This window comes from Geodermatophilaceae bacterium NBWT11 (genome assembly GCA_014218215.1).
In the GTDB taxonomy this organism is placed as follows: domain Bacteria; phylum Actinomycetota; class Actinomycetes; order Mycobacteriales; family Geodermatophilaceae; genus Klenkia.
Window position 1 is genome coordinate 2,003,419 of the sequence record CP043652.1, and the last position, 24,120, is coordinate 2,027,538.

Consider the following 24,120-nt stretch of genomic DNA (forward strand, 5'->3'; position numbering starts at 1 on the left):
GGGCATCCCGGGTGGCGGGACGGCAGCACGAGGCGGTGCCGTTCCGTCCGACGATGTCGTACGACGTCCCCTTGGCCTGGTGATCGGGGCCACTTAGCGTCCTGCAGCGACACACCCCGGGGTGACGGGGGACACACCACTCCCCGGGTTCGACGACCGGCCCGCAGTGACGCGGGCCCAGAACGGAGTTCCCCTTGGACCAGGTCAGCCTCATGACCGTCTTCGGCAGCGAGGTCACGGGCACCGCGATCCTCATCCTGCTCGGTGTCGGTGTGGTCGCCAACGTCTCCCTCGCGAAGTCCGGCGCCCTCGGCGGCGGCTACATCGTGATCATCTTCGGCTGGGGCCTCGCCGTCTTCGCCGGCGTCTACGCCGCGGCCAGCTCCGGGGCGCACCTGAACCCGGCGGTCACCATCGGGCTGCTGGCCTCCGGGGCGGCTGAGTACGCGCCCGGGGTCGAGGTCACCGTGGCGTCCACGGTGGTCTACCTGGTCGCCGAGCTGCTCGGCGCGATCATCGGCGCCGTCCTGGCCTGGGTCGCGTTCCGCCAGCACTACGCCGCCGAGACCGACTCCGGCGCCATCCTGGGCACCTTCTCCACCGGCCCGGCCATCAAGAGCACCGTGGACAACCTGCTCACCGAGGCCATCGCGACCTTCGTGCTGATCTACATCATCATCCGGTTCGGCGACACCCCGACCGAGGTCGGCCCGCTGGCCGTGGCCCTGCTGGTCGTCGGCATCGGCGCCTCGCTCGGTGGCCCCACCGGCTACGCCATCAACCCGGCCCGTGACCTGGGCCCGCGCATCGCGCACGCCATCCTCCCGATCAAGAACAAGGGCGCCAGCAACTGGGGCTACTCCTGGGTCCCGATCGTCGGCCCGCTCGTCGGCGCGGTCGTCGCCGGCCTCTTCTCCCAGGTGAACATCTGACCCACGCCCCGTCCTGACCCCGCACCTCAGAGCAGAGGAGACACCCCATGGCCCAGTACGTGGCCGCGATCGACCAGGGCACCACCAGCACGCGCTGCATCCTCTTCGACCACGACGGCACGATCGTCGCGACCGGTCAGAAGGAGCACGAGCAGATCTTCCCCAGGGCCGGCTGGGTCGAGCACGACCCGCTGGAGATCTGGGCCAACACCCGCGAGGTCGTCGGCCAGGCGCTGGCCCGCGGCAACGCCTCCACCTCCGACATCGTCGCCGTCGGCATCACCAACCAGCGCGAGACCACCGTCGTCTGGGACAAGACCACCGGCCAGCCGGTCTACAACGCGATCGTCTGGCAGGACACCCGCACCGGGAAGATCTGCGACGAGCTGGCCGCCCTGGGCGGTGGCGACGAGCGCTACAAGGACCGGGTCGGGCTGCCGCTGGCGACCTACTTCGCCGGCCCCAAGGTCCGCTGGGTGCTGGACAACGTGGACGGCGCCCGCGAGCGGGCCGAGGCCGGTGACCTGGTCATGGGCACCATCGACTCCTGGCTGATCTGGAACATGACCGGCGGCACCGACGGCGGCCTGCACCTCACCGACGTCTCCAACGCCAGCCGCACCATGCTCATGGACTACCGCACGCTGGAGTGGCTGCCCGACATCGCCGAGGACATGGGCATCCCGATGTCGATGCTCCCGGAGATCCGGTCCAACTCCGAGGTCTACGGCAAGGGCCGGGCCGCGGGCTTCCTCGCCGGGGTGCCGATCTCGGGCTCGCTGGGCGACCAGCAGGCCGCGACCTTCGGCCAGGTCTGCTTCGAGAAGGGCATGGCCAAGAACACCTACGGCACGGGCAACTTCATGCTGCTCAACACCGGCGAGGAGGCCGTGCCCTCGGAGAACGGCCTGCTCACCACGCTCTGCTACAAGCTCGGCGACGCCGCGCCGGTCTACGCCCTCGAGGGCTCGATCGCCGTCACCGGCTCGCTGGTGCAGTGGCTGCGCGACAACCTGGGCATGATCAAGGACGCCCCCGAGGTGGAGACCCTGGCCGCCGGCGTCGAGGACAACGGCGGGGCCTACATCGTCCCGGCGTTCTCCGGCCTCTTCGCCCCGCACTGGCGCTCGGACGCCCGCGGCGCCCTGGTCGGGCTCACCCGGTTCGTGAACAAGGGCCACATCGCCCGCGCCGTCCTGGAGGCCACCGCCTTCCAGACCCGCGAGGTCCTCGACGCGATGAACGCCGACTCCGGCGTCGACCTCACCGAGCTGCGGGTGGACGGCGGCATGGTCGGCAACGAGCTGCTCATGCAGTTCCAGGCCGACGTCCTCGACGTCCCGGTCATCCGGCCGAAGATCGTGGAGACCACGGCGCTGGGCGCGGCCTACGCCGCCGGGCTGGCCGTGGGCTTCTGGTCCTCCCTCGACGAGCTCACCGCCAAGTGGGCCGAGGACAAGCGCTGGGAGCCCGCCATGGAGACCGGCGAGCGCGAGCGGCAGTACCGGCAGTGGCAGAAGGCCGTCACCAAGACCCTGGACTGGGTCGACGACGACGTCTCCTGACGCCCCGCTGCCCCGCAGCGTGGATCAGGTGACCTGATCCAAGACTGGCCGCCCTCACCGACGCTGGTGAGGGCGGCCAGTCGTTGGTGAGGGCGGCGGGTCAGGACCCCAGGGCCGCCGAGACGACGGCGCGGGCCTCGTCCTGGACCTGGGCGAGGTGGTCGGCGCCCTTGAAGGACTCCGCGTAGACCTTGTAGACGTCCTCGGTGCCCGACGGGCGGGCGGCGAACCAGGCGTTCTCCGTGGTCACCTTGAGCCCGCCGACCTTCGCCCCGTTGCCCGGGGCCTCGGTCAGCTTGGCGGTGATCGGCTCCCCGGCCAGCTCGGTCGCGGTGACGTCGGAGGGCGACAGCTTCCCCAGCTTGGCCTTCTCCTCGCGGCTGGCCGCGGCGTCGACCCGGGCGTAGGCGGACTCCCCGAACCGGGCGGTCAGCTCGCGGTGGTGCTCGGACGGCGACGTCCCGGTCACCGCCTGGATCTCGCTGGCGAGCAGGGCGAGCAGGATGCCGTCCTTGTCCGTCGTCCACACCCCGCCGTCCCGGCGCAGGAACGAGGCACCGGCGGACTCCTCGCCGCCGAAGCCGACCGACCCGTCGAGCAGTCCGGGCACGAACCACTTGAAGCCGACCGGCACCTCGACCAGCCGGCGGCCGAGGTCGGCGACCACCCGGTCGATCAGGGACGACGAGACCAGCGTCTTGCCCACCGCGGTGTCGGCCGACCAGCCCGGCCGGTGGCTGAACAGGTACTGGATCGCCACGGCCAGGAAGTGGTTGGGGTTCATCAGGCCGCCGTCGGGGGTGACGATGCCGTGCCGGTCGGCGTCGGCGTCGTTGCCGGTGGCGATCTGGAACTCGTCCTTGCGGCTGATCAGCGAGGCCATCGCCGACGGCGAGGAGCAGTCCATCCGGATCTTGCCGTCCCAGTCCAGGGTCATGAACCGCCACGTGGGGTCGACCAAGGGGTTCACCACGGTGAGGTCCAGGCCGTGGGCCTCGGCGATCCGGCCCCACCAGTGCACGCTGGCGCCGCCGAGCGGGTCGGCGCCGATCCGCACGCCGGCCGAGCGGACCGCCTCCAGGTCGAGCACCTGGGGCAGGTCCTCGACGTAGGTGCTCGTGAAGTCGTAGACGCCGGCCGCGGCCCGGGCCCGGGCGAACGGCACGCGCTGCACGCCCTCAAGACCGGCGCGCAGCAGCTCGTTGGCCCGGCCGGCGATCCAGCCGGTGGCGTCGGAGTCGGCCGGGCCGCCGTGCGGGGGGTTGTACTTGAAGCCGCCGTCGCGGGGCGGGTTGTGCGAGGGGGTGACGACGATGCCGTCGGCCAGGCCCGCACCGCTCGTCCGGCCGGCGTTGGCGCGCAGGATGGCGTGGCTGACGCCGGGGGTGGGGGTGTAGGAGTCCTCGCTGTCGACGAGCACGGCGACGTCGTTGGCGGCCAGCACCTCCAGGGCGCTCACCCAGGCCGGCTCGCTGAGGGCGTGGGTGTCCCGGCCGATGAACAGCGGGCCGTCGAAGCCCTGGCCCCTCCGGTACTCCACGATCGCCTGGGTGGTGGCCAGGATGTGCGCCTCGTTGAAGGCGCCGTCCAGGCTGGACCCGCGGTGTCCGCTGGTGCCGAAGACGACCTGCTGGCCGGGGTCCTCGGGGTCGGGCTCGGTGGCGTAGTACGCGGTGACCAGGTGCGGGACGTCGACCAGGTCCGCGGGCTGGGCCGGGGTCCCGGCGCGCTCGGTGCTCATGGGTCGATCCTGGCCTGCCCGGGCCCGCTCCGGCGACCGGAGGCCCTCAGTCCGAGCGACCCATCGCCTTCCGCACCCGGTGCAGCCACCCGCCGGTGGCGATCCCCTGGGCCACCCGCTCCGACGGCGTGGCGTCCGAGCCGGCCGCGACCATCCCGGCCACCTGGCCCTGGAAGGTGGTCCCGCAGTCGGGGCACAGGGTCCGGCCGGTCGGGGTGCGCACCGGCGCCTCGTCGAAGCGGGTCCGGCAGCTGTCGCAGGTGGTGGCCATGCACCAGTCTCACCCCGCCGCCCGTCCCCGGGCCATCGCGACCGGGACTGTCAGCACGCCGCCGTAGCCTGGCCTGGTGCTCGAAGAGTGGCGTCAGGAGGCGTCTGACGCCGCTCTCACGGCACACGTAGGGCCCGAGGTGTTCCGCCGGGCGCTGACCGTGCTGAACGAGGGCGCCGTGACCGCGGTCGACCTCTCCCGCGACGGCCGCCGGGTCACCGCCACCGTCCGCGGCACCGCCTCCCAGCCCTACCGGACGACGATGGTGCTGGCCGGCCAGGGCCGCGAGGGCTGGACGAGCGTGTGCACCTGCCCGGTCGCGGTGGAGTGCAAGCACGCGGTCGCCGCGCTGCTCGCGCTGCGCTCGTCGGCGGTCGGGCCGACGGTGCAGCTGCCCGAGTGGGAGCGCACGCTCACCGAGCTGGTCCAGGGCACCGAGGCCCCCGGCCGGGCCCCGACCCGGGTCCCGCTGGGCCTGCAGTTCGAGGTCTCCGCCGAACCCGCGGCCCGGGCCTCGGTGGGTGCGCCGGGCTCCCGGCCGCGGCTGGTCCGGCTGCGCCCCGTCGTCCCGGGCAAGAACGGCCGGTGGGTGCGCACCGGCATCACCTGGAAGCAGCTGCAGTACGACGCCGCCCAGTCCGGGTGGGACCGCCGGCACCTGGCCGCGCTGCGGGCCCTGTACGCCACCCACCAGGCCTCGCGCGGGCAGTACTACTCCTACGCGCCCACCGACGTGTACCTGCACGAGTTCGGCCCGGGCCTGTGGCGGATGCTCGACCAGGCCCTCGGTGACGGGGTCGTGCTGTCCGGTGCCGGCCCGCGCCAGCAGCCGGTGGTGCTCGCCGACGCCCCCGCCGACCTCGCCGTCGACGCCCGCCAGCAGGCCGGTGGCGGAGCCCAGCTGCAGGCGGTCGTGCGGGTGGACGGCCGGGCCGTCGACCCGGCGGCGCTGTCCTTCCTCGGCCACCCCGCGCACGGGGTCACCGTGCACGAACCCGACCCGGAGACCGCGCTCCTGCTGGCCCGCCTCGACCGGCCGGCCACGCCCACGCTGGCCGGGCTCGCCGCCCGGGGCCGTCCGCTGGACGTCCCGGCGGCCGACGTCGGGCGCTTCCTCCGCGACTGGTACCCCGACCTGCGCAGCCGGGTGCCGGTGGTGTCCGGCGACGGCTCGGTCGAGCTGCCCGACGTCGTCCCCCCGCGGTTGGCGCTGACCGCCACCTACCCCGGCGACCTGTCGGTCGAGATCGCGTGGACGGTGCGCTACGGGCCCGACCGGTCCTTCCCACCGGCCGCGCCCGGGGACACCGCGCAGCCCGGCTCCGGCCGCGACCTCGACGCCGAGCGGGCGCTGGAGACCCGGCTGCCCGGCCCGGTCGGCGGGGTGCCCGAGCTGTGGACGGTCGACCGGCGGCTCACCCCCGCGGCCGAGCTGCGCGGCATGGAGGCCATGGAGTTCACCTCCGAGGTGCTGCCCGCGCTGCGCGAGGACGCGGGCGTCGACCTCACCGTCGTCGGCTCGCCGCCGGACTACCGGCAGTCCACCGCGGCCCCGCAGATCACCTTCACCGCCCGCGACAACACCCAGTCCGACTGGTTCGACCTCGGGGTCGCGATCACCGTCGACGGCCAGGTCGTGCCGTTCTCGGTGCTCTTCCAGGCCCTGGTCACCGGGCGCACCCGGCTGATGCTGGTCACCGGCACCTGGTTCTCCCTGCAGCGCCCGGAGTTCGACCGGCTGCGCCAGCTGATCGAGGAGGCCCGCGCGCTGGAGGACGTGCCCGCCGACGGCGTCGTGGCGGTCAACCGGCTGCAGGCCGGCTGGTGGGAGGAGCTGCTCACCCTCGGCGTGCTGGAGGAGCAGAGCACCCGCTGGACCCGCGACGTCCAGGGCCTGCTGGACGCCGGCACCGGGGACCGACCGGAGGTCCCGGCGGGGCTGACCGCGCAGCTGCGGCCCTACCAGCACGACGGGTTCGCCTGGCTGTCCTTCCTCTGGGACCGCCGGATCGGCGGGATCCTGGCCGACGACATGGGGCTGGGCAAGACGCTGCAGACCCTCGCGCTGCTGGCGCGGGCACACGAGGCCGGTGACCTCGACGAGGCCCCGGTGCTGGTCGTGGCGCCCACCAGCGTGCTGTCCACCTGGGCCCGCGAGGCGGCCCGGTTCGCCCCCGGGCTGCAGGTCGCCGTCGTCCGGGAGACCGAGCGGCGCCGCGGCACGCCGCTGGCCCAGCACGTGGCCGGCGCGCACGTCGTCGTCACCTCCTACGCGGTCTTCCGGCTGGAGGACGAGCAGCTGCAGGCGCTGCCGTGGCGCGGGCTGGTGCTCGACGAGGCGCAGACGGTGAAGAACCACCAGGGCCGCACCTACCAGTGCGCCCGCCGCCTGGACGCCCCGTTCACCCTCGCGCTGACCGGCACGCCGCTGGAGAACAGCGTCATGGACCTGTGGTCGCTGCTGTCGATCACCGCGCCGGGCCTGTTCCCGGACCCCTCGGCCTTCACCCACCACTACCGGACGCCGATCGAGCGGGACGGCGACCGCGAGCGGCTCGCCTCGCTGCGCCGCCGGATCAAGCCGCTGGTGCTGCGCCGCACCAAGGAGTCCGTGGCCCCCGAGCTGCCGCCCAAGCAGGAGCAGGTGCTGGAGGTGACGCTGAACCCCGAGCACGAGGAGCTGTACCAGAAGCACCTGCAGCGCGAGCGGCAGAAGGTGCTCGGCCTGGTCGAGGACCTGGCCAAGAACCGGTTCACCATCTTCCAGTCGCTCACCCTGCTGCGGCAGCTGAGCCTGGACCCCTCGCTGATCGACCCGGACTACGCGAGCGTGGCCTCCAGCAAGGCCGACGCGTTCGTCGAGCACCTCACCGAGGTGGTCGAGGAGGGCCACCGGGTGCTGGTGTTCAGCCAGTTCACCCGGTTCCTGGGGAGGATCCGGGACCGGTTGACCGCCGAGGGCATCGAGTGGGCCTACCTGGACGGCTCCACCAAGGACCGGGATGCCGTCGTCGACGGGTTCCGCCAGGGCGACGCACCGGTCTTCCTGATCAGCCTCAAGGCCGGCGGCTCGGGCCTGACGATCACCGAGGCCGACTACGTCTACGTGCTCGACCCGTGGTGGAACCCGGCCACCGAGGCCCAGGCGGTCGACCGCACGCACCGGATCGGCCAGGACAAGACGGTGATGGTCTACCGGCTCGTCGCCGCCGGCACCATCGAGGAGAAGGTCATGGAGCTCAAGGCCCGCAAGGCCGAGCTGTTCTCCGACGTCGTGGGCGAGGGCGCGCTGTCCTCCGGCGCGCTGACCGCCGAGGACGTGCGCGGCCTGTTCGCCTAGGCCTCGACCTGGGCCAGGCCGTGCCGTTGCTCGACTCCGTCGAGGAACCGGCGCACGGCCTCGGTGAACACCTCCGGGGCCTCCGAGTGCACCCAGTGCCCGGCGTTCTTCACCCGCACCAGCCGGACGGCGGGGAACAGCTCGTCCATCCGGGCCCGGTCCTCCGGCAGCACGTAGGTCGAGTCCGCTCCCGCGATCCACAGCACCGGGCCCGGGAACACCGCACCGGGCGGGGGCTCGGGGAACCCGCGCAGCACGCCCAGGTCGCGGCCGAGGGTCGCCAGGTTCAGCCGCCACCGCCAGCCGCTGGACCCGTCGCGGACGAGGGACTGCAGCAGGAACCCGCGCACCATGTCGCTGGGCACCGCCGTGCGCAGCGCGGCGTCGGCGTCCTCCCGGGTCGCCAGGGCGTCCAGGTCGATGGCCCGCATGGCGGCGATGAAGGCCGCGAACGGGGAGGCCTCCTCGTCCGGGTCGTCGGTGCGGCCGCCGGTCTCGGGGTAGGTCGAGGGCGAGATGTCGACGACGACGAGGGCGCGCAGCAGCTCGGGGTGCCGCAGCGCCAGCTGCATGGCGACCTTGCCGCCCATCGAGTGCCCGACCAGCGTCACCGGCTCGCCCCAGGAGGCCAGCAGCTCGGCCAGCAGCTCGGCCATGTCGACGTAGTCGACCCGGTCGGTCCACGGCGAGTGCCCGTGGTTGGGCAGGTCGACCAGGGTGACCCGGTGCCCCGGGCCGGCCTCGGTGGGATCGGCGAGCCGGCGGGCGATCGTCGTCCAGTTGCGGCCCTGCCCGAACAGACCGTGCACGAAGGCGACCCGCGGTCCTGCCTCGCCGAGGGTGCGGGTGGACAGCTCCAGGTCCTCGCTCACCCCCCGATGAGACCACGGGACGCACGGGGACCCTGGGGGAGGAGGAGGGCAACGGGGCCGGTGGGACGGGAGCACGCTGCCCCGTTCGTGTCGCGCGACCGTTCTGCCCGTGACACAGCGTCATGGTGTGGTCATGACGTTCAGCGGCGAGGCGGTGGTCTGGCAGGGCAGCGGCACCGTGTGGCCGGGTGTCGCCTGGGGTGAGCCGCTGGCCACCGTGCTCGGGACCCTCGGCTGGCGGGTCTCGCTCGTGCCGTGGGGCGACCCGGCAGCCGAGCACCGGGGCCGCGACGGGGTGCTGCACGTGTTCAGCGGCGGCCTGGAGGCGATCGGCTCCGGGAGCGCGGCGATGGCCGAACGCCTGGACGCCGTCCGCGCCGCCCTGGACGTCGCCGCCGACGACCGGGCCAGCGTGGTGGGCATCTGCCTGGGCGCCCAGATGATCGCCGCCGTCGCCGGACAGCTCGACCCCGAGCCGGTGCCCTCGGGCGGGGAGGCCGGCACCACCACGGTGCACGGCCACGGCGTCCCCGACCTCCACGTGGCCACCGCGCACGCCCAGCAGGTGCCGACGGCGTTCCTCGGCACCCCGGGCACCCGGTTGCTCTGGAGCAACGCGGTGACGCCGGTGCAGGGCTTCACGCTCGGCTCCCGGGTGGCCGGCGTGCAGTTCCACCCGGAGCTGTGCCCGCTGGAGGCCGGCTGGGCCGCGACCGCGTTCCAGGAGCTGCTCGGGGTGCCGGACGCCGAACCCGCCCGCGGTGACCTGGACCCGGTGACCGCCACCGGCACCGTGCTGGCGATGGCCGGGGCGCACCGCCGCATCCGCTCGCTGGCCGCCTGACCCACCGCGCCGGGAGCGTCGGACCCCGCCCGTAGCGTCGGGGCGGTCCCCGTCGTCCCCTGCTGAGGAGCCCCGTGCCCGGTCGTCGTCGCCGCGCCACCACGACCCGGAAGGCCGCACCCCGCAAGGCCGCACCCCGCAAGCCGCGGACGGCCGTCGCCGCACCCGACGTGCCGGTCGCCGGGCCGGGGGAGCGGGTGTGGGTGCTCGCGGTGCCGTTCCGGGCGCCGGCCCCGGGTGCCGTCTGGCACAAGGAGCTGCAGGCCCACGTGTGGGTGGGCGCGCAGCTGCCGCCCGAGCTCGCGGTCTACGACCCGGGCCCGTACACCTTCGAGCGCTTCCTGGAGGAGCAGCTCAACGACGAGGCCCGCCCGGTGCCGGCCGGGGACTCGATGACCCCGCGGGCCGAGCAGGTCAGCGGAGCGGCCGCGATCGCGGCCCACGAGGCCGCCGGTGGCCGGATGTTCCTGCTCGGCGACGACCCGGGCGTGGGCAAGACCGGGACGGCGGTCCTGGCCGTGCAGCAGATCGCCGCACGCCGGGGCGCCCGCACCGTGCTGGTGGTCGCCGACCGGCCGGCGGCGATCACCGTGCCGCACTGGACCCGGTCGATCACCGCGTTCGGGTCGGGCGGGCTGCGCTGGTGCGTGACCACCTGGGACCGGCTGGCCAAGGTGCGCGGGCTGTCCTTCGACGTCGTGGTCGCCGACGAGGCGCACATGGTCCGGCACACCACCACCCAGCGGTGGAAGCACTGGAAGGCGGTCTCCGGGTCCGGCCGGGTGAAGGACGCCCCGTTCGTGCTGCTGGCCACCGCCACCCCGGCGCACTCCCCGCTCGAGCTGCCCTACCTGGCGCCGCACTTGGCCGCGGTGCACGACGAGCCGCTGCGGGCCTGGGCCGACCTGCCCACCAAGCTCGCCGAGCACGGGTTCCACGTGGAACGCGGCCGCTACGGCGCCACCTGGACCGAGGACCCCGACGAGCGGCGGGCCGACCTGGCACGGCTGCGCGGCTGGCTCACCGACACCGACCCGCCCTCGACCCTGCACCGGCCGGCCCCCTGGGGGCAGGTGCAGGTGACCGGCACGCCGGTGGCGCTGACCCCGGCCGAGCGGGCGGCCTACGAGCAGGAGTGGAGCGCCTTCCGCGAGGAGATGCAGCTGGCCCGCCGGAAGAAGGAGGCCGCCCGCGGGCGGGCCGCGCTCATGCGGTTCCGGCAGAAGGCCGGGCTGATCCGGGTGCCGGCCACCGTCGACTGGGTGAAGGCGCAGGTGGAGGCCGACCGGCAGGTCGCGGTGTCGGTGGAGTTCGTGGAGACCGCGGCCGACCCGATCCGGACCGCCCTGCTGGACGCCGGGGTCGGCGTCTCGGGCGTCTACGGCAGGGACCGCTTCGACGTCGAGGCCGAGCGGCTGCGGTTCCAGACCGGGGAGTCGCGGGTCTGCGTGTTCACCGTGACCGCGTCCATCAGCCTGCACGCCGGCGAGCAGCTCCCCGGGGGTGCGCCGGCGTCCACCACCCCGCGGGTCGGGCTGTTCCACCAGCCGCGGTTCTCCGGCATCGCCGCCCGGCAGGTCACCGGCCGCACGCACCGCGACCACCAGGTGTCCCCGTGGCGGATCGCCTACGCCGAGGAGACCGTGGAGGAGCAGGTGGCCAAGGTGATGGTCGAGCGGCTCGCGGTCACCGGCCAGACGGCCGGCGGCGACACCGCCGGGCTGCAGCAGATCGCCGAGCTGCTCGACGCCGACTGGCTGCCCGCGGCCTCACTCACCGGGAGCGACTGAGCCGGCGACCACCCGCATCGGCAGGTGCAGGATGCCGTCCTCCAGGTAGTCCTCGCCCGACCGGACGAAGCCGAAGCGGCCGTACCAGGCCTCCAGGTACGCCTGCGCCCCGATGTCCACGGTGCGCCCGGCGCACAGCTCGAGCCCACGGGTCACCAGCTGCGCGCTGAGCCCCCGGCCCCGGGCGGAGACGGCGGTGGCGACCCGGCCGATGGCCCGGTCCTCGCCGTTCTCCAGCACCCGGATGCAGGACACCGGGACGCCGTCCTCCTCGACCCAGACGTGCACCGTGCCCGGCTCGGTGTCCCGGCCGTCGAGCTCGGGGTACGGGCAGTCCTGCTCGACCACGAACACGTCGACCCGCAGCTTGAGCAGGCCGTACAGCTGGGCCGGGGTCAGGTCGGCGAAGCGCTTCTCGACGATCACGACCCCAGCCTGCCGCACGGTCTCAGGCGTTCTCCCCGTCCACCGGCACCACGGTGCCCGTACCGGTGCCGAACGACGACACCGCGTCCCCGGACAGCCGCTTGAGCAGCTGGGCCATGTCGATGCCGGTGAGGTCGCCGGACAGCTGCAGGCCCTGGGCGACGTTGGAGGCCACCGACCGGGACAACGACCCGGGGCCGTCGGCGCTGATCACGGTCATCTTGTCCACGCTGGACAGCGGGGCCGCGGCGGCCGCGACGACCTCGGGCAGCACCTTGACCAGCAGGTCCAGGATCGCGGCCTCGCCGTAGGTGCTGAACGCCTGCGAGCGGGCGTCCATCGACTCGGCCTCGGCCTTGCCCCGGGCGAGGATCGCGGAGGCCTCGGCCGAGCCCTCCCGCTCGACGGCGTCGGCGATCGCCTGACGGCGCAGCTTCTCGGCCTCACCGCGCTTGGCGCCCTCGATGGCCTCGGCCTCGGCGAGGGCGGACCGGCGGGCCCGCTCACCCTCACCGGAGAGCTTGGCCTGCTCGGCGGCAGCCTGGGCCGCGGCGATGGTGGCCTGCCGGTCGGCCTCGGCGGTGAGGATGCGGCTGTTCTTGCGACCCTCGGCCTCCTGCTCGACACGGTAGCGCTCGGCGTCGGCCGGGCGGCGGACCTGGGTGTCCAGCTGGGCCTGGGTCAGCGTCGCGGTGCGCGCGGCGACCTTCTCCTGCTCGGCGAGCACCTGCTGGTCCTGCGCGGCCTGGGCGAGCGGGCCGGCCGCGGCGGCCCGGGCCTTGGCGGCATCGGTCTCCGCGGCGATCTCGGACTGCTTCAGGGCCAGCTGGCGCTGGGAGACCGCGATGGCCTCGTCGGCGAGCAGCTGCTCCTGCTGGGCGGCCTGGCGGGCGCGGGCCTCGGCGATCGAGGCCTCCTTGAGCACCCGGGCGGCCTCGGGACGGCCCAGGTCGGCCAGGTAGGTGCCCTCGGCCTGGATGTCCTGCAGCTGGAAGGTGTCCAGCACCAGGCCCTGGCCGGTGAGGGAGGACTCGGCCTCCTCGGCGACGGCGGAGGCGAAGGCCGCGCGGTCGCGGATGATCTCCTCGATCGTCAGCCGGCCCACGATGGAGCGCAGCGCACCGGCGAGCACCTCCGAGGTGAAGGTGTCGATGCCCTGCTGCTGGGCCAGGAAGCGCTGCGCAGCGGCCCGGATCGAGGACTCGTTGCCGCCGACCTTGACGATCGCGACGCCCTCGAGGTCGCACTTGACGCCCTGCTTGCTCACCGCGCCGCGGATGCCCACTGGGATCCGGCGGCTGGACAGGTCGATCGAGTGCAGCTTCTGCACGACCGGGAGCACGAAGACGCTGGCGCCCATGACGACCTTCTGGCCGGACATGTCCCGGCTGACCGCGCCGTCGGCACCGGTCACCGAGCGGCCCTGCCGGCCGGTGACCAGGAAGGCCTGGTTGGGCCCGGCGACCTTGATGCGGGACAGCACCAGCAGCACGAGCAGGAGGACCAGGGCGACGATGCCGCCGAGGGCGATGAGCAGGGTCACGGGGTGGGGCCTCCAGACGGTTCCGGTGCGGTCGAGACGACCTCCACCGAGGTCGCCGACGGGGTGTCGACGACGTAGACGGGTGTGCCGGCCGGCAGCGCGGCCTCGCTGCGGGCCGAGTACTTGAGCTGCTGGCCACCGACGGAGAGCCGGACCTCGCCGAACCCGCCGGCCGGCACCGCGGAGACCACGACGCCCTGGGTGCCCAGCAGCCGGTCGTCGGTGAGGGTCGGCTCGGTGGGCATGTCGCGCAGCGAGGCCGACAGCCGGAGGGCACCGGCGGCCAGCGGCAGCGCGACGACCAGGCCGGCGAGCAGGCTGAGCAGCACCGTCGCCACCCCGGGCAGGTCGGGCAGCAGTGCCGACGCCGCCGCCCCGCCGAAGCCGATGCCGCCGAGGAAGGCCGCCACCGCGGGCACGGAGAAGGGGCCGTCGACGTCGCCGCCGAACTCGCCGATCTCCCCGACCACCAGGGACAGCACCAGCACGAGCAGACCGACGCCGCCGACGACGAGCAGGGTCACGGCGATCGGGTCCAACCGGGCTCCTCTGCAGGTCGGGCGGTGCGGGGTGACCCCACCCTCACAGCTGGGGCCGCGGCGATCAAGCACGGTCGCGTCTCGGTGGACGGACCTCACCCCTGTGGACGACGACCGGCGGACCGGCGCCCGGGATGCCAGGATCGGCGTCGACACGGGGTGTCCCGACCGCGGGACTGAGAGCACACCCGTCGAACCTGCTCCAGCTGACACTGGCGAAGGGATGTCGACCTCGATGGACGCCGCACTCCTGGGGGCTGCCCGCGGCAGCCTCACCGACACCGCACCCCTGGTGCACTGCCTGACCAACACCGTGGTGCAGACGATCACCGCGAACGCCCTCCTCGCCGTCGGCGCCGCCCCGGCGATGGTCGACGCGCCCGAGGAGGCCGACGCCTTCGCCCGGGTCGCCTCGGCGGTGCTGGTCAACGTGGGCACGGTCAACGCCCGGACGGCGGAGGCGATGCGGCTGGCGGCCCGGGCCGCCGGGGAGGCCGGCACGCCCTGGGTGCTCGACCCGGTGGCCGTGGGCGGGCTGCCCTTCCGCACCCGGCTCGCCGCCGAGCTCGTCGACCTGTGCCCCGACGTCGTGCGGGGCAACGCCTCGGAGGTGCTCGCCCTGGCCGGTGCCGGGGCCGGTGGCCGCGGGGTGGACAGCACGCACAGCACCGACGACGCGCTGGAGGCCGCCGGCGACCTGGCCCGGCGCACCGGTGGGGTGGTCGCGGTCAGCGGCGAGGTGGACGTGCTCACCGACGGGACGACGACGGTGCGGGTGGGCGGGGGCCACGTGCTGCTGACCCGCACCACCGGCGCCGGTTGCGCCCTGGGTGCGCTGACCGCGGCGTACGTGGCGGCGACGGGGTCGAGCCTCACCGGCGCGGTCGCGGCGCACGCGCACGTCGCCGTCGCCGCCGGGCGGGCCGCGGCGGGGACCCCGGGCCCGGGGAGCTTCGCCGTCCGCTGGATCGACGAGCTGGCCGCGGTGACCCCGGGCGACCTGGCCGCGGTCGTCCTCCGGTGAGGTTCGACCCCACGCTCTACCTGGTCACCGACACCGCGCTGTGTCTGCCCCGCAGCGTGCCCGAGGTGGTCGGGGCCGCGGTCGCCGGCGGCGCGACCGCCGTCCAGGTGAGGGACAAGACAGCGACCCGCCGGGAGCTGCTCGCCCTCACCCGGGCCGTGCTGGCGGTGCTGGCCGACCGGCCCGACGTCGCGGTGGTGGTCGACGACGCGGTCGACGTGGCGCTGCTGGCCGGTGCACACGGGGTGCACCTGGGCCAGGACGACCTGCCGGTCACCGAGGTGCACGCACTGGCCCCGCACCTGCACCTGGGGCTGTCGGTCGGCTCCTCCGCCCAGCTCGACGCCGCCCTCGCGCTGCCCGCCGGGACGGTCGACCTGGTGGGGTTGTCCCCGCTGTGGTCCACGCCCACCAAGCCCGACGCCGGGGCCGCGCTGGGCCTGGCCGGGGTCCGCGAGCTGGCCGGCCGGGCGCGGGCCGCCGGGTTGACCGCGGTGGCCATCGGCGGCATCCACCGCGACCGGGTCGCCGAGGTCGCCGCGACCGGGGTGGACGGCGTCTGCGTGGTCTCCGACGTCTGCGCCGCCCCCGACCCGCGGGCTGCCGCGGCAGCGCTGCGCGACGCCCTCGCCGGGGTGCCGGCGTGAGCGCGCGGGTGGCGCTCAGCATCGCCGGCTCGGACCCCGGCGGCGGCGCCGGCGTGCAGGCCGACCTGAAGACCTTCTCCGCGCTGGGGGTGTTCGGCACCGCGGTGCTCACCGCGCTGACCGCGCAGAACACCCGCGGGGTGACCGGGGTGCACCCGGTGCCGGCGGCCTTCGTCGGTCACCAGCTGCGCACCCTGCTCGACGACGTGACCGTGCACGCGGTCAAGACCGGGATGCTCGGCTCGGCGGCGGTGGTGCACGAGGTCGTCGCCGTGCTGACCGACCGCCCGGCCGGCCCGCTGGTCGTCGACCCGGTGATGGTGGCGACCAGCGGTGACCAGCTGATCGACGACGACGCGGTGGACGCCGTCCGCACCGCCCTGCTGCCGGTGACCGACCTGCTCACCCCCAACGTGCCCGAGGCCGCCCGGCTGCTGCGCAGCACCCCGGCGACCGGCGTCGACGGGCTGCGGGAGCAGGCGCTCGCCCTGCTCGAGCTCGGCCCGGGTGCGGTGCTGGTGAAGGGCGGTCACCTGGCCGCCGCCCTGGGCGAGAGCGTCGACGTGCTGGCCGTGGCCGGTGCGGGCGGCCCGACGGTGCACCTCAGCCGACGTCCCCTGGTGCCGACGGCGAACACCCACGGCACCGGCTGCACGCTGTCGGCGGCTCTGGCCGCCGGGGCCGCCCGCGCCGGGGCGGCTCCGGACTGGCCTGCCCTCGTCGAGGACGCCCGCGACCTGCTGCAGGCCGCCCTGCTCGGAGCGGACACGTTGGGGGTCGGCTCCGGGAACGGTCCGGTGCACCACCTGGCCCGCACGTGGGGGGAGGCATGAGCTTCACGGCCGACGCCTGGGCCGCCACCGCCGGGGTGCGCGCCCAGATCGAGGCGCTGCCCTTCCTCGCCGAACTGGCCGACGGCACCCTGGACCCGGCGTCCTTCCGGCACTACCTGGAGCAGGACGCGCTGTACCTGGCCGGCTACGCCCGGGCGCTGGCCCTGCTGGCCGCCCGGGCCCCGGACACCGCGGCGACCGCGTTCTGGGCCGAGGCCTCGCACGGGGCCGGTGCGGTGGAGACGACGCTGCACGCGGACCTGCTGCAGCTCTCCGGCGGGGTCGACCCGGCCGTCGAGCCGTCACCGACCTGCCTGGGGTACGTCTCCTGGCTGGTGGCCACCGCCGCGACCGCCCCCCACCCGGTGGGCTGCGCCGCCGTGCTGCCCTGCTTCTGGGTGTACGCCGACACCGGCGTCCGGCTGGCCGCGACCGCCCGGTCCACGCCCGACCACCCCTACGCCCGGTGGGTCACCACCTACGACGACCCGGCGTTCCAGGAGTCCACCCGGCGGGCCCGCGAGCTGACCGATGCCGCGGCCGCCCCGGAGCACACCGCCGCCATGCACCGGGCCTTCGCCGTCGCGACCCGTTACGAGCGGGACTTCTGGCGGGCCGCGTACGAACGGGAGACCTGGGCCGGCTGAGCTCAGCGCCAGTCGGGCGGATCGGCCGGCTGCAGGTCGGGGTCGTCCCCCGCGAAGGTGCGCACCTTGCCGGGCCCCGTCGTCGGCCCCTCGAACCGGCAGGTGACCCGGTTCAGCCCGCTGCCCCACACCCAGCCGCGGCCGAGCTCGGCGTGCTCGACGTCCTGGCCGGGGTGCCAGACCCGCTGGGCCGGACCGGGGGCGGGGTCGTCGGGGGCCAGGGCGTCGGGGGCGCGGTCCTCCTCGGCCGACTCGACGGCGGCGGACACCGGCTCCTCGGCGGGGGCGAACAGGTCGCCCTGCACGTAGGTGGCCAGGCCCGAGACGCCGACCCCGAGCAGGCGCACCCCGCCGGTGCGGTCGATGCCGGCCAGCAACCGCCGGGCGACCTCGGCGATCGTGCGGGCGTCGTCCACCGGTTGGGGCAACGTCTGCGACCGGGTGAGGGTGGTGAAGTCGTACCTGCGGAACTTCAGCGTGACGGTGCGGCCCGCCGTCCCGTCCGCCTGCAGCCGGGTGACCACCCGGTCGGCCAGCCAGCGGATCTCGGACTCGAGCCGGCCCAGGTCGGTCAGGTCGGTCGCGTAGGTGCGCTCGGCCGACACGCTCTTGGCCTCGCGGTCGGGCACGACCGGCCGGTCGTCCTCGGCGCGGGCCAGGCGGTAGAGCCCCGAACCGTGCGCCTGACCGACCAGGGAGACCAGGTCGGTGAGCGAGCGCTGGTGCAGGTCGGCCACCGTCCGGACGCCGACCGAGGACAACCGGTCCCCGGTGGCCGGGCCGACGCCGGGCAGCGAGCGGACCGGCAACGGGTGCAGCACCTCGAGCTCGGTGCCGGCCGGGATCACCCGCAGCCCGTCGGGCTTGTCGAGCTCGCTGGCGATCTTGGCCAGCGTCTTGGACGACGCGATGCCCACCGAGCCGCGCACCCCGCCGGTGGCCTCGTGGATGCGCACCTTGAGGGCTGCCGCCAACGCCGTGAGCCCGTCGGTGGTGAGGTCGTGGCCGCCGGCGGCGAGGTCGACGTAGGCCTCGTCGACGCTCACCTGCTCCACCAGGGGCGACAGCTCGCGCAGCTCCTCCATCACCACCCGCGAGGTCGTGGAGTAGGCGGCGAAGCGGCCGCCCAGGAACGCGGTCCCGGGCGGACAGCGGCGGCGCGCCTCCCCGGCGGACATCGCGCTGCGCGCCCCGTAGGCGCGCGCCTCGTAGGAGGCGGTGGCGACGACGCCGCGGCCCCCGGTGCCGCCGACGACCACGGGCTTGCCCCGCAGGCTGGGCTTGTCGCGCTGCTCGACGGCAGCGAAGAAGGCATCCAGGTCCAGGTGCAGGATGCTCGCCTCTCGCCGCACCGGTCCATCGTCCTCCACCGGCGCAGCCGATGATGGGCCCGTGACCGAACCGAGCATCTGGGCCCAGCAGGCCGCCGCCGACCCCGAGCACTCCGCGAACTACGTCGCGCGCTTCCGCGGGCTGGCCGCCGACGGGTTCGACCTGGACGGCGAGGCCCGGTTCGTCGACGCGATGCTGCCCCGCGGCTCCCGGGTGCTCGACGCCGGCTGCGGCCCCGGCCGGGTGGGCGCCGCGCTGGCCGCGGTCGGGCACGAGGTGGTGGGCGTGGACGCCGACCCGGTGCTCGTCGAGGCGGCCCGGGCCGACCACCCGGGTCCGACCTGGCTGGTCGGCGACCTGGCCCTGCTGGACGTGCCCGGCCGGTTCGACGCCGTGGTGTGCGCGGGCAACGTGATGGCGTTCCTGGCGCCGTCCACCCGTCGCCGGGTGCTGGCCGGCTTCCGGTCCCACGTCGTGCCCGGTGGCCGCGCGGCGATCGGCTTCGGTGCCGACCGCGGCTACCCGTTCGCCGAGTTCCTCGACGACGCCCGCGCCGTCGGCTGGACCGTCGACCTGCAGCTGGCCACCTGGGACCTGCGACCGGCCACCGCGGAGTCGGACTTCCTGGTCGCCGTCCTCTCCTAGACCACCAGCTCCAACCGCGCCGTAGCCCGGCCGACGGTGACCTGCTGGCCCCAGGAGACGGTCAGGTGGTCGTCCTCCAGGCCGTCGCCGAACACCACCAGGCCGTCGCTCTCCACGGTCACGGTCAGCACGTCGTCGCCGTCCAGCCGGCCCTCGGTGCAGCGGGTGCCGGTGGCCGGGGACGGCCACGCCTCCCGCACGAACCAGGCCAGCGCCGGGTCGACCGGCCCGGGCAGCACCAGCGGGCTGTGCCGCTCCAGCCAGGCCGAGCGGCACCAGCCGGTGGCCCCGGTGCCGGTCGCGACCAGGACCCCGGACGACGCCTGCCGCTCGGCCGCGGCCCCCGGTGCCTGCAGCCGGTACCGGGCGGTCTGGTGGGTGGGCTGACCCAGGTAGACCTCGTTGAGCGCCAGCAGGGTCTGCCCGTCGTCCGCCGTCGCCTGCACCATGGTGAGGGACTCCGTGCGGTCGCGGTGGGCGAGCAGCCGGCCGACGTCGGCCGGGCGGTGCCGCACGAGGACGCCGGCGTTGCGGCCCGGGTCGGGGTCCACGCCGACGACGGGCTGACCGGTGAGGTACTTGGCCACGTTGGCCACCAGGCCGTCCTGCCCGACGACGAGGACGACGTCGTCGGGGGAGAACAGGAAGCGGGACAGGTCGGCCCGCTCCACGCTGCCCCGCCGCCAGTCCAACGGCACCTGGGCCATCGCCCGGGCCACCGCGGCCTGCTGGGCGGCGTCCCGGGCGGCGACCTCCTCGACGTCCCGGCCCCGGCTCTGCAGGAAGAACGCCGCCTGGGCGCGGGTGCCGTGCCGGGCCACCAGCTCGGCGAGCTCGGTGGCCCGGTGCACGAGCACCACCCGCGGGGCGAGGCTCACTCGGTCCTCCCGGCAGCCCCCAGCTTGGCCAGCACCGGGGCCAGCAGGTCCGGGGTGAGGACCAGGCTGTCGATCTTCGGCAGGTTGGCCGCCAGGTCCTTCAGCGCCAACGCGGTGACCAGCTCGGCGTCGACGGTGGCCCAGGCGGCCAGGTCCGCCGCCGTCGTCTCGGCCTTCGCCGCGCCCTGCACCCGCACCGCCTCGGCCCGCACCTCGGCGGTGCGCCGGTCGCGGCGGGCGGCGGCCTCGGCGGCGACCTCGGCGGCGGCCGCGGCGCTCTCCGCCTCGCGCCGGGCGTTCACCCCGCGCTGGGCGACCAGCTCCTCCTCGCGGCGGGCCAGCTCGACCTGGTTGGCCAGCTCGTTCTCCGCGATCGCCCGCTCGCGCTCCACCGCGACCGCCCGCCGGCTGTAGGTGGCCGCGTCCGCGTCGGCCTGCACCTGCTCCCGGGTCGGCGTGCGCAGTGCCCGCTCGACCTCGGGTTCGGGCCGGATCGCCACCACCCGGACGTCGATCACCACGATCCCGGTCTCGGCCAGCCGCGGGTCGGCGGCCAGCCCGGCCGCGACGGTGTCCCGGACGGTGCGCACCCCGCCGGTCAGCGCGACGGTCATCGCCGCACCGGCCAGCAGGTCGATCGCGTGCTGCTGGGCCGACTCGGTGAGCAGCCCGGCGACCTGCTCCAGCGGGGTGCCCCGCCAGCGGCCGGTGTCCGGGTCGATGGAGAAGTCCACCCGGGCCGCGGTCACCGCCGGATCGGTGAACCGGAAGGTCAGCGTCATCTGCACGGTGACGTCCTGGAAGTCCGCCGTCCGGGCGTGGAAGAGCAGTGGCAGCTCGCGGTCGTCGACCGGGATCTCGCTGAGCACCGCCGAGAGCGGGCGGAACCAGAAGCTGGCGCCGGTGCCCGCGTGCCGCAACCGCCCCGCGGTGACGTGCTGGACGTGGGCGGTCGCCGAGCCGCGGAGGTGCCGGACGAGGGGGTAGCGGGCGATGTCGGCCATGACGGGGTCCTCTCGGTGGGCTTTTGTCGTCAGCTCGACGATAAGTGTCGCTAGCCCTTGTCGTCAACCTGACGCTAGGGTGCCGGCGTGGACTTCCCCCCGTTCGCGGTCACCGTCGACCTCGTGGTGCTCACCGTCCGAGGCGACGAGCTGTGCGTGCTGCTGGTGCGCCGGGGCGTCGAGCCCTTCGCCGGCCAGGACGCGCTGCCCGGCGGTTTCGTGCGGCCCGAGGAGGACCTCGCGGCCGCCGCGGCCCGCGAGCTGGTCGAGGAGACCGGGCTGACCGTCGGCCACCTGGAGCAGCTGGCCTCCTACGGGGCGCCGGACCGGGACCCCCGCCAGCGGGTGGTCACCGTCGCGCACCTGGCGCTCGTGCCCGACCAGCCCGCGCCCACCGCCGGCACCGACGCCGAGGCCGCCCGCTGGGCGCCGGTGGCGGGGCTGTCCGGGTTGGCCTTCGACCACGACCGGGTGCTCGCCGACGGCGTCGAGCGCGCCCGGGCGAAGCTCGAGTACTCGGCGCTGGGGACGGCGTTCTGCCCGCCGTCGTTCACCGTCGCCCAGCTGCGCCGGGTCTACGAGGTGGTCTGGGGCCGCGACCTGGACCCGCGCAACTTCCACCGCAAGGTCACCGGCACCGCGGGGCTGCTGGAACCGACGGGTGAGACCACCACCCGGGACGGCGGCCGGCCGGCCCAGCTGTACCGCCGCGGTCCCGCCGACACGCTGCACCCGCCCCTGCTGCGCACCGACGCCTGAGCCGGCTCAGGTGTCCGGGTGGGCCTTCCTGGTCCGCTGCGGGGCGCGGGCGCGCCAGGCGTCGGTGACCAGCTCGGTCAGCAGGTCGACCGCCACGTCGTCCAGCCGGACCAGGACGGCGGCGTACCCGTCGAAGTGCGGGATCGTGAAGCAGACGTCGGGCTCGGCGGCGAGCAGCTCGGCCTTCTCGCCCTCGTCGGCCACCCGGACGCCCAGGACCTCGCCGTCGGGGGCCTCATCGCCGAGGTCGGCGCGGTCCTTCTTCCCCAGCGGACGCACCCAGACGAAGGTCGCCCCCGCCACCTTCCAGCAGCGGTTGCCCCAGGTGGTGCCCTCCTCGACCGCCGGCAGCGCGGTCGCGATGCGCTCGACGTCCGCCCAGGTGGCCATGGCGGCCACCCTGGCCCGGTCAGCCGGCCCCGGCAAGGGCCGCCCGCACCCGGTCGGCGACCTGGGCCATGGTGTCCCGCGCCCGCACCGGGTCCTCGGTGAGGAAGTAGTGGTCCACGCCGGGGGTCTCGTGGTGCCAGACGTCGACGCCGGCCTCCCGCAGCCGCTGGACGTAGCGGACCCCGTCGGGCCGCAGGGTGTCCCGCTCGGCGGTGAGCACCAGCGCCGGGGGCAGCCCGGACAGGTCGGGAGCCAGCACGGGGGAGGCGTAGGGCTCGGTGCGCGAGGCCGGATCGGGGAAGTAGACCCGGCGGACCAGCGCCCGCAGCGACGGCGAGATCATCCCGTTCCCGGCGGGCAGCTCCGCCGCGAGGTCCAGCGCCGGGATGCCCAGCACCTGCAGCACCGGGGTGAAGGACCCCCGGTCACGCGCCTGGAGGCAGACCGAGGCCGCGTTCCCGCCGCCGGAGGAGAACCCGCCGACCGACACCCGCTCGAACCGGCCGGCCACCAACGCGGCGACGTCGTGGCACTGCTCCTGGGCGACCGGGTAGGCCACGTAGGGCCCGGTGCGGAAGTCCACGTTGTGCACCGTCGCCCCGGTGGTCGCGGCCAGGTAGCGGCACCACCAGTCGTCCATCTCGGGGTACCGCATCAGCCAGGCCCCGCCGTGGAAGTGCACGTGCGCCCCGTCGCCGGCCCCGCGGTAGACGTGCACCGGCACCCGGCCGTGCCGCGTGTCCACCCCGACGACCTCGGGGTCGGGCAGGTCGGTGCCCGCGAACCGCAGCTCCTCGCCGTACCGGACCGTCCACCGGGCGGTCGCGTGCATCGTCATCGCCTGCAGCCGGTCGGAGATCCGCATGGCCGGTGTTCGTCCCCCGGGTCGGATCGGTTGCCGTCCTGGTAGGACGAGGGGGTGAGCTTCCCGCCCGACCCGGCGACGGTCTCCCGGCACACCGACCAGGAGACCGCCGGCCAGACCCGCTTCATCGCCACCGGCGCCCAGACCCGCGGTGACTTCGGCCTGTTCGAGGTCACCCTCCCGCCCGGTGGCGGCGGCCCCGGCCCGCACGTGCACCGCACGTTCAGCGAGTCCTTCCACGTGCTGGAGGGCCGGCTGGCCGTGCTGGACGGCGACACCTGGACCACCGCCTGCCCCGGTGACCTGGTCTACGTGCCCCGCTCGGGGGTGCACGGCTTCCACGCCGCGGACGACGACGCCGGCTGCCGGTTCCTCATCCTGTTCACCCCGGGCGCCCCGCGGGAGGACTACTTCCGGGGGATGGCCGCGCTGCACGCCGACGGGCACGTGCCGACGACCGACGAGCTCGACGAGCTGGCGGCCCGGTACGACCAGCTCAACCTGCGGGACTGACGTCGCGCTCGTCGCGGTCCTGCCAGGTGCACACGCACACCTCGTTGCCCTCGACGTCGGCCAGCACCCAGAACGAGCGGGCCATGTCATCGGACAGCAGCCGACCGCCGGCGGCCAGCGCGGCGGCGACCCGGGCCTGCGCCTGGTCGTGGGCGACGGTGACGTCGAGGTGGATGCGGTTGCGCTGGGGGCGTGCGGCGTCCATCTGCTGGAACCAGACCGTGGGCAGCACACCGGCCGGGTCGACCAGGGCCCCGTCGTCACCGGGCTGGGGCACGAGGTCGAGCACCGCGGCCCAGAACGGCAGCACCGCCGGGATGTCCAGGGCGTCGACGGCGATCTCCAGGGCCTGCACCGGGTGGCCGCCGGCGGGCTCGACGGGCCGGTCGAGCGCCGCGGTGGCCCGGTGTGCCAGCTCGACGTCGACCCCGGTGACCAGTGCCCGGTCGCGGGTCTGCAGGCCCACCTCGACCCGGTCGCCGCGCAGGTCGATCCGCAGGTGCCCGTCGGCGTCCGCCCCCAGGGCCCCGGTCACCGCAGTCGCCACCGCCGCAGCGTCGGTCAGCGACCCCACCTCGACCGCCGTGCGCAGCTCTCCGAGCAGCAGCCGCCAGCCCAGCGCCTCGACGGCCGTGGAGGCCTCGGTGCGGGACAGGGCACGGGTCGGGTCTGCTGCCGGTTCCTCGGTCATGGCGCGCATGCTGCACCACCCCTCCGACA

Annotated in this window: 24 protein-coding genes and 1 riboswitch; of the genes, 12 read left to right on the plus strand and 12 right to left on the minus strand. The window is 74.9% G+C overall.

Translation table 11 applies throughout. The annotated features are described in order from the left end of the window. Positions 1–212: 212 nt before the first annotated feature. The gene (locus F1C76_09640) at positions 213–932 is read left to right on the plus strand and encodes an aquaporin family protein (GenBank protein ID QNG39134.1); all 720 of its coding nucleotides are present in this window, start codon (positions 213–215) and stop codon (positions 930–932) included. A 47-nt stretch (positions 933–979) separates the two neighbouring features. Further along, positions 980–2,497 (plus strand): glycerol kinase GlpK, encoded by a 1,518-nt coding sequence (gene glpK, locus F1C76_09645; protein QNG36825.1) that lies wholly within the window; start codon positions 980–982, stop codon positions 2,495–2,497. A 100-nt stretch (positions 2,498–2,597) separates the two neighbouring features. Here glpK and F1C76_09650 read toward each other — a convergent pair whose 3' ends face one another. Both F1C76_09650 and F1C76_09655 read right to left on the minus strand, forming a co-directional pair. After that, a complete protein-coding gene (locus F1C76_09650; protein ID QNG36826.1) occupies positions 2,598–4,238 on the minus strand; it encodes an alpha-D-glucose phosphate-specific phosphoglucomutase in 1,641 nt (546 codons plus the stop codon). A gap of 46 nt (positions 4,239–4,284) precedes the next feature. Then, positions 4,285–4,509 carry a hypothetical protein gene (locus F1C76_09655; protein ID QNG36827.1) on the minus strand — a complete coding sequence of 75 codons (225 nt, stop codon included), beginning with the start codon at positions 4,507–4,509 and terminating at the stop codon, positions 4,285–4,287. Between the two features lie 76 nt (positions 4,510–4,585). Between F1C76_09655 and F1C76_09660 the strand changes: the two genes are divergently transcribed. Further along, entirely contained in the window at positions 4,586–7,849 is a 3,264-nt protein-coding gene (locus F1C76_09660) for a DEAD/DEAH box helicase (GenBank protein ID QNG36828.1), read from the plus strand. Here F1C76_09660 and F1C76_09665 read toward each other — a convergent pair. Continuing rightward, complete coding sequence (locus F1C76_09665) at positions 7,846–8,709, minus strand: alpha/beta fold hydrolase (GenBank protein QNG39135.1); 864 nt, start codon at positions 8,707–8,709, stop codon at positions 7,846–7,848. The genes F1C76_09660 and F1C76_09665 overlap by 4 nt on opposite strands. A 145-nt stretch (positions 8,710–8,854) precedes the next feature. Between F1C76_09665 and F1C76_09670 the strand changes: the two genes are divergently transcribed. Beyond that, complete coding sequence (locus F1C76_09670; GenBank protein QNG36829.1) at positions 8,855–9,565, plus strand: hypothetical protein; 711 nt, start codon at positions 8,855–8,857, stop codon at positions 9,563–9,565. Positions 9,566–9,639: 74 nt separating this feature from the next. Then, a complete protein-coding gene (locus tag F1C76_09675; protein ID QNG36830.1) occupies positions 9,640–11,355 on the plus strand; it encodes a helicase in 1,716 nt (571 codons plus the stop codon). On the opposite strand, the gene F1C76_09680 is transcribed toward F1C76_09675, so the two are convergent. The 3 genes from F1C76_09680 to F1C76_09690 are packed head-to-tail and all read right to left on the minus strand — an operon-like array spanning position 11,335 to position 13,863. Beyond that, the gene (locus tag F1C76_09680; GenBank protein ID QNG36831.1) at positions 11,335–11,781 is read right to left on the minus strand and encodes a GNAT family N-acetyltransferase; all 447 of its coding nucleotides are present in this window, start codon (positions 11,779–11,781) and stop codon (positions 11,335–11,337) included. The genes F1C76_09675 and F1C76_09680 overlap by 21 nt on opposite strands. A gap of 22 nt (positions 11,782–11,803) precedes the next feature. Beyond that, positions 11,804–13,324 carry a flotillin family protein gene (locus F1C76_09685; protein ID QNG36832.1) on the minus strand — a complete coding sequence of 507 codons (1,521 nt, stop codon included), beginning with the start codon at positions 13,322–13,324 and terminating at the stop codon, positions 11,804–11,806. Continuing rightward, on the minus strand, positions 13,321–13,863 hold the full coding sequence (locus F1C76_09690; protein QNG36833.1) for a hypothetical protein: 543 nt from the start codon (positions 13,861–13,863) through the stop codon (positions 13,321–13,323). Before F1C76_09690 ends, F1C76_09685 begins: the two co-directional genes overlap by 4 nt. A 145-nt stretch (positions 13,864–14,008) precedes the next feature. Then, positions 14,009–14,104: riboswitch (TPP riboswitch) on the plus strand. Between F1C76_09690 and thiM the strand changes: the two genes are divergently transcribed. The 4 genes from thiM to F1C76_09710 all read left to right on the plus strand — a co-directional run bounded on the left by thiM (position 14,099) and on the right by F1C76_09710 (position 17,014). After that, positions 14,099–14,887 (plus strand): hydroxyethylthiazole kinase, encoded by a 789-nt coding sequence (gene thiM / locus F1C76_09695; GenBank protein ID QNG36834.1) that lies wholly within the window; start codon positions 14,099–14,101, stop codon positions 14,885–14,887. It overlaps the preceding riboswitch by 6 nt. Continuing rightward, the gene (gene thiE, locus F1C76_09700) at positions 14,884–15,534 is read left to right on the plus strand and encodes a thiamine phosphate synthase (protein QNG36835.1); all 651 of its coding nucleotides are present in this window, start codon (positions 14,884–14,886) and stop codon (positions 15,532–15,534) included. Before thiM ends, thiE begins: the two co-directional genes overlap by 4 nt. Next, positions 15,531–16,367 (plus strand): bifunctional hydroxymethylpyrimidine kinase/phosphomethylpyrimidine kinase, encoded by an 837-nt coding sequence (gene thiD / locus F1C76_09705; protein ID QNG36836.1) that lies wholly within the window; start codon positions 15,531–15,533, stop codon positions 16,365–16,367. The genes thiE and thiD overlap by 4 nt, the downstream gene beginning before the upstream one ends. Then, positions 16,364–17,014, plus strand: coding sequence for a TenA family transcriptional regulator (locus F1C76_09710; protein ID QNG36837.1), 651 nt, complete (start codon positions 16,364–16,366; stop codon positions 17,012–17,014). Before thiD ends, F1C76_09710 begins: the two co-directional genes overlap by 4 nt. A 2-nt stretch (positions 17,015–17,016) precedes the next feature. On the opposite strand, the gene F1C76_09715 is transcribed toward F1C76_09710, so the two are convergent. Then, positions 17,017–18,423, minus strand: a complete 1,407-nt coding sequence (locus F1C76_09715; GenBank protein ID QNG36838.1) for a DNA polymerase IV — start codon at positions 18,421–18,423, stop codon at positions 17,017–17,019. Here F1C76_09715 and F1C76_09720 point away from each other — a divergent pair. Continuing rightward, the gene (locus F1C76_09720; protein QNG36839.1) at positions 18,407–18,991 is read left to right on the plus strand and encodes a class I SAM-dependent methyltransferase; all 585 of its coding nucleotides are present in this window, start codon (positions 18,407–18,409) and stop codon (positions 18,989–18,991) included. The two genes, F1C76_09715 and F1C76_09720, sit on opposite strands and share 17 nt — an antisense overlap. On the opposite strand, the gene F1C76_09725 is transcribed toward F1C76_09720, so the two are convergent. Together F1C76_09725 and F1C76_09730 are read right to left on the minus strand one after the other, a co-directional pair. Further along, positions 18,988–19,869 (minus strand): hypothetical protein, encoded by an 882-nt coding sequence (locus tag F1C76_09725; GenBank protein QNG36840.1) that lies wholly within the window; start codon positions 19,867–19,869, stop codon positions 18,988–18,990. The genes F1C76_09720 and F1C76_09725 overlap by 4 nt on opposite strands. After that, a complete protein-coding gene (locus tag F1C76_09730) occupies positions 19,866–20,873 on the minus strand; it encodes a hypothetical protein (GenBank protein QNG36841.1) in 1,008 nt (335 codons plus the stop codon). Before F1C76_09730 ends, F1C76_09725 begins: the two co-directional genes overlap by 4 nt. A gap of 87 nt (positions 20,874–20,960) precedes the next feature. On the opposite strand from F1C76_09730, the gene F1C76_09735 reads away from it, so the two are divergent. Beyond that, entirely contained in the window at positions 20,961–21,632 is a 672-nt protein-coding gene (locus F1C76_09735) for an NUDIX hydrolase (GenBank protein ID QNG36842.1), read from the plus strand. Between the two features lie 6 nt (positions 21,633–21,638). On the opposite strand, the gene F1C76_09740 is transcribed toward F1C76_09735, so the two are convergent. Further along, entirely contained in the window at positions 21,639–22,022 is a 384-nt protein-coding gene (locus F1C76_09740) for an MmcQ/YjbR family DNA-binding protein (GenBank protein ID QNG36843.1), read from the minus strand. A 19-nt stretch (positions 22,023–22,041) separates the two neighbouring features. Next, positions 22,042–22,860, minus strand: coding sequence for an alpha/beta hydrolase (locus F1C76_09745; protein ID QNG39136.1), 819 nt, complete (start codon positions 22,858–22,860; stop codon positions 22,042–22,044). Positions 22,861–22,941: 81 nt separating this feature from the next. On the opposite strand from F1C76_09745, the gene F1C76_09750 reads away from it, so the two are divergent. Beyond that, complete coding sequence (locus F1C76_09750) at positions 22,942–23,400, plus strand: cupin domain-containing protein (GenBank protein QNG36844.1); 459 nt, start codon at positions 22,942–22,944, stop codon at positions 23,398–23,400. Here the strand turns inward: F1C76_09750 and F1C76_09755 are convergent. Beyond that, the gene (locus F1C76_09755) at positions 23,384–24,091 is read right to left on the minus strand and encodes a 4a-hydroxytetrahydrobiopterin dehydratase (protein QNG36845.1); all 708 of its coding nucleotides are present in this window, start codon (positions 24,089–24,091) and stop codon (positions 23,384–23,386) included. The two genes, F1C76_09750 and F1C76_09755, sit on opposite strands and share 17 nt — an antisense overlap. Positions 24,092–24,120: the final 29 nt, after the last annotated feature.

Coding starts and splice junctions, on each gene's coding strand:
- F1C76_09640 (QNG39134.1), top strand. CDS start 213: ATGACCGTCTTCGGCAGCGAGGTCACGGGCACCGCGATCCTCATCCTG.
- glpK (QNG36825.1), top strand. CDS start 980: ATGGCCCAGTACGTGGCCGCGATCGACCAGGGCACCACCAGCACGCGC.
- F1C76_09650 (QNG36826.1), bottom strand. CDS start 4,238: ATGAGCACCGAGCGCGCCGGGACCCCGGCCCAGCCCGCGGACCTGGTC.
- F1C76_09655 (QNG36827.1), bottom strand. CDS start 4,509: ATGGCCACCACCTGCGACAGCTGCCGGACCCGCTTCGACGAGGCGCCG.
- F1C76_09670 (QNG36829.1), top strand. CDS start 8,855: ATGACGTTCAGCGGCGAGGCGGTGGTCTGGCAGGGCAGCGGCACCGTG.
- thiM (QNG36834.1), top strand. CDS start 14,099: ATGGACGCCGCACTCCTGGGGGCTGCCCGCGGCAGCCTCACCGACACC.
- F1C76_09710 (QNG36837.1), top strand. CDS start 16,364: ATGAGCTTCACGGCCGACGCCTGGGCCGCCACCGCCGGGGTGCGCGCC.
- F1C76_09715 (QNG36838.1), bottom strand. CDS start 18,423: ATGCTCGGTTCGGTCACGGGCCCATCATCGGCTGCGCCGGTGGAGGAC.
- F1C76_09730 (QNG36841.1), bottom strand. CDS start 20,873: ATGGCCGACATCGCCCGCTACCCCCTCGTCCGGCACCTCCGCGGCTCG.
- F1C76_09740 (QNG36843.1), bottom strand. CDS start 22,022: ATGGCCACCTGGGCGGACGTCGAGCGCATCGCGACCGCGCTGCCGGCG.
- F1C76_09745 (QNG39136.1), bottom strand. CDS start 22,860: ATGACGATGCACGCGACCGCCCGGTGGACGGTCCGGTACGGCGAGGAG.
- F1C76_09755 (QNG36845.1), bottom strand. CDS start 24,091: ATGACCGAGGAACCGGCAGCAGACCCGACCCGTGCCCTGTCCCGCACC.